A 2,973-nucleotide genomic window follows, 5' to 3' on the forward strand; every position below is an offset into this window, starting at 1 on the left:
GCGGCTGGAGGAGGCGCTGAAGCAGATCGAGAGCGCCAACGCCAAGCCGGCGGCCACTCCGTCGCCCTCGGCCTCGCCCTCCGCCTCCCCGTCGGTCCAGTCCAGCCCCTCGGCGTCGCGCGGGGCCAGCGCCGCCAGCGAGGCGACCCGGACGGCCCGCCCGGGGTGGCGGGCGGCGAACGCCAGCGCGTGCGGCCCGCCGCCGGAGACCCCGTAGACGGCGAACTCGTCGAGGCCGAGCGCGTCGGCCACGGCGACGACGTCGTCCGCGCCGTCCACGACGCGCCGCCCGGGCAGCGGCGTCGAGCCGCCGAGGCCGGGGCGGTCGAAGGTGATCAGCCGGATGCCGAGCCTGGTGTACAAGGAGTCGTCGGGGTGGCGGGCCAGGCGTCCCACGGGGGTGCCGTGCAGGTAGAAGACGGGTGTCCCGTCGGGGACGCCCCACTGCTCCACGGCAAGGGCGCGGCCGTCTCGCGTGATCACTGTGTGCACTCCGCCACGGTAGCCATCAGGGACACCTGTGCACCGCAGGTTTCATTTCCGGCGAAACAGACGAATCGCTCCCGGGTTGGCGGGGTGCAGGCGCGTTCCAGGCGGGCCCGCCCGGCTTCCAGAAGGGAATGGCGGTTTTCCGTAGGAAAAGCGGAGGGACTTCGCCATGGTGGCGGAACGAGGGTGATCCATAGCGTTGGGCGGGTGCTCAGAGACATCGTCGCCGTGTTCTGCCTCGCCCTGCCGCTCGCGTCCGGCCCGGCCCCGCCCCAGGACCTCGCCCCCTCGTCGGTGGACGCCTTCGTCACGAGGTACCGCGAGGCGACCGGGCTCCCCGGGGTCGCGGTCGCGATCACCAAGGGCAGGCGGGTCGTCCACGCCGCCGGGTACGGCCGGACCGCCTCCGGCGAGCCGGTGACGACGGACACGCCTATGGCCGTGGCGTCGGTCAGCAAGTCCTTCACCTCGCTCGCCGTCCTGCAACTGGTGGAGAAAGGCCAGGTCGAGCTGGACGGGCCGGTGCGCGGTCACCTGCCCGAGTTCACCATGGCCGATCCCAGGGCCGCCCGGATCACCGTGCGGCAGTTGCTCAACCAGACCTCCGGCATGGCCGACTCGGCCTTCCGCGAGAAGAGCCTGCCCCAGCCCCGCACGCTCGAAGGCGCCGTGGCCCGGCTGAGGACGGCCCGGCTCGCCGCGGAGCCGGGCACCGCCTTCAGCTACCACAACACCAACTACCAGGTCGCCGCGCGGCTGGTCGAGGTGGTGAGCGGGCAGCCGTTCGCGGCGTACCTGCACGAGAACGTCTTCACACCCCTCGGCATGCGCCACAGCAGGACGGTCGACACCGACCGCGACCTGCCCGGCAGCGCCCGCGGCCATCTGGTCGTGCTCGGCCGGGCCGTCGCCGTGCCGGAGCCGCCCGGGTTCGGCAACGGCTCGGGCGGGATCCTCAGCACCGCCGGCGACATGGCCCGATGGCTGATCGCGCAGAACGACGGCATCCTCTCCCCGCGAAGCGTCAAGGAGATGCGCACGCCGTCCGAGCAGGACGGGGAGTACGCCCTCGGCTGGGAGATCGGCGAGACCGCGCGCGGCACCCCCGTCGTCCGGCACGACGGCGACCTGTTCACCTCCACGGCCGCCCAGCTGCTGATGCCGGAGCGGGGGTACGGCGTCGCGGTCATGGCGAACACCGGGACGGCCTTCGGCGACGCCGGCGCCCTCATGGACGGCCTGGTCGCCCTGATCGAGGGAGGCACACCCGAGATCCCCTCCTCGCCGCCCTACCTCGTCACCGACATCCTGTTCGTCCTGCTGACCCTCGCGACCGTCGGGCTGGCCGTACGGGGGGTGGCCCGCTCCCGGCGCTGGGCCGTCGTGTACGGGGGGTGGCGGCGGTTGCGGCTGCTGCCACAGCTGGCCCCGCTCGCGTTGTGCGTCATGATCGTCCCGATCATGCGGGTGCTCCTGCGGGGTGGCGACATCATGTGGATCCAGGTGGTCTGTCTGTATCCGACGTTCATGATCTGGTTGGTGACGGCCGCGGTCGCGGGCGCGGCGGTGACGGCCGCACGGCTGCTCGCCGCGGCCCGCACGGGCAGGGTGACGTGAGAGGGCGAGAAGGCATGGACGTGTACGAAGCCGTGGACAGCCGCCGGGCGGTGCGGGCGTTCAGCGACGAGCCGGTCCCCAAGGAGGTGCTCGAACGCGTGCTGACCGCCGCGACACGGGCCCCGTCGAGCGGGAACCTTCAGCCGTGGCGGCTGTACGTCGTGGCCGGTGAGCCGCTGGCCGAGCTGAAACGGCGGGCGACGGCCAGGGCCCTGGCGGGAGATCCGGGCGACGAGCGGGAGTACCCGATGTACCCGGCCGAGCTGACCTCGCCGTACCTGGACCGGTTCGCCGCCGCGGCCGACCAGCGGTACAAGGCGCTGGGGATCGAGCGCGACGCCCCTGACCGGCCGCGGCGGATCGCCGCCTTGAACTCGGCGGCGTTCGGGGCGCCGGTCGTCCTGTTCTGCTACCTCGACCGGGCGATGGGCCCCGGGCAGTGGGCGGACGCGGGGATGTACCTGCAGACGGTCATGTTGCTGCTGAGGGCGGAAGGGATGCACAGCTGCCCCCAGGTGATGTGGACGATGTACCGCGAGACCGTCAGCCAGACCGTCGGCGCCCATGACGGACTTGTCCTGCTCTGTGGGGTCGCGGTGGGCTTCGAGAGGGAGGACGTGCCGCCGCTGCGTACCGGGCGGGCCGACCTGGCCGAGACGGTGAGCTTCGTCGGAGTGTGACGCCGGGCGGTCAGGATCGGCGGGCGCGGGAGGCGAGGCGGCCGGCGACGTCGAGGACGAGGTCGCGCAGCTCATCGGGACGCTCGATGACGAACGGGCGGTCGAGCGCGGCGAGCACGCCGGGCAGCCAGTCGAGCCGTTCGGCCCGCAGCTCGACCCGCCACCAGCGCTCGCCCGCCGGCCCGGC

The 2,973-nt window shown here is 73.0% G+C and carries 3 protein-coding genes and 1 pseudogene; 2 read left to right on the forward strand and 2 right to left on the reverse strand.

Annotation, left to right across the window (positions count from 1 at the left end; genetic code table 11):
• On the reverse strand, window positions 1-492 hold a 492-nt coding region (locus tag ACWCSD_RS50630; protein WP_449926706.1), incomplete at its 3' end, for an alpha/beta fold hydrolase.
• Between the two features lie 204 nt (window positions 493-696).
• Here ACWCSD_RS50630 and ACWCSD_RS50635 point away from each other — a divergent pair.
• Window positions 697-2,106: a serine hydrolase domain-containing protein gene (locus ACWCSD_RS50635; protein WP_449926708.1), complete on the forward strand. Its 1,410-nt coding sequence runs from the start codon at window positions 697-699 to the stop codon at window positions 2,104-2,106.
• A 14-nt stretch (window positions 2,107-2,120) separates the two neighbouring features.
• On the forward strand, window positions 2,121-2,786 hold the full coding sequence (locus ACWCSD_RS50640) for a nitroreductase (RefSeq protein ID WP_397157950.1): 666 nt from the start codon (window positions 2,121-2,123) through the stop codon (window positions 2,784-2,786).
• A 10-nt stretch (window positions 2,787-2,796) separates the two neighbouring features.
• Here the strand turns inward: ACWCSD_RS50640 and ACWCSD_RS50645 are convergent.
• Window positions 2,797-2,973 (reverse strand): annotated as a pseudogene (locus ACWCSD_RS50645) (DNA-binding transcriptional regulator); the annotation flags it as partial.

The organism is Nonomuraea sp. NPDC001684, assembly GCF_053596515.1.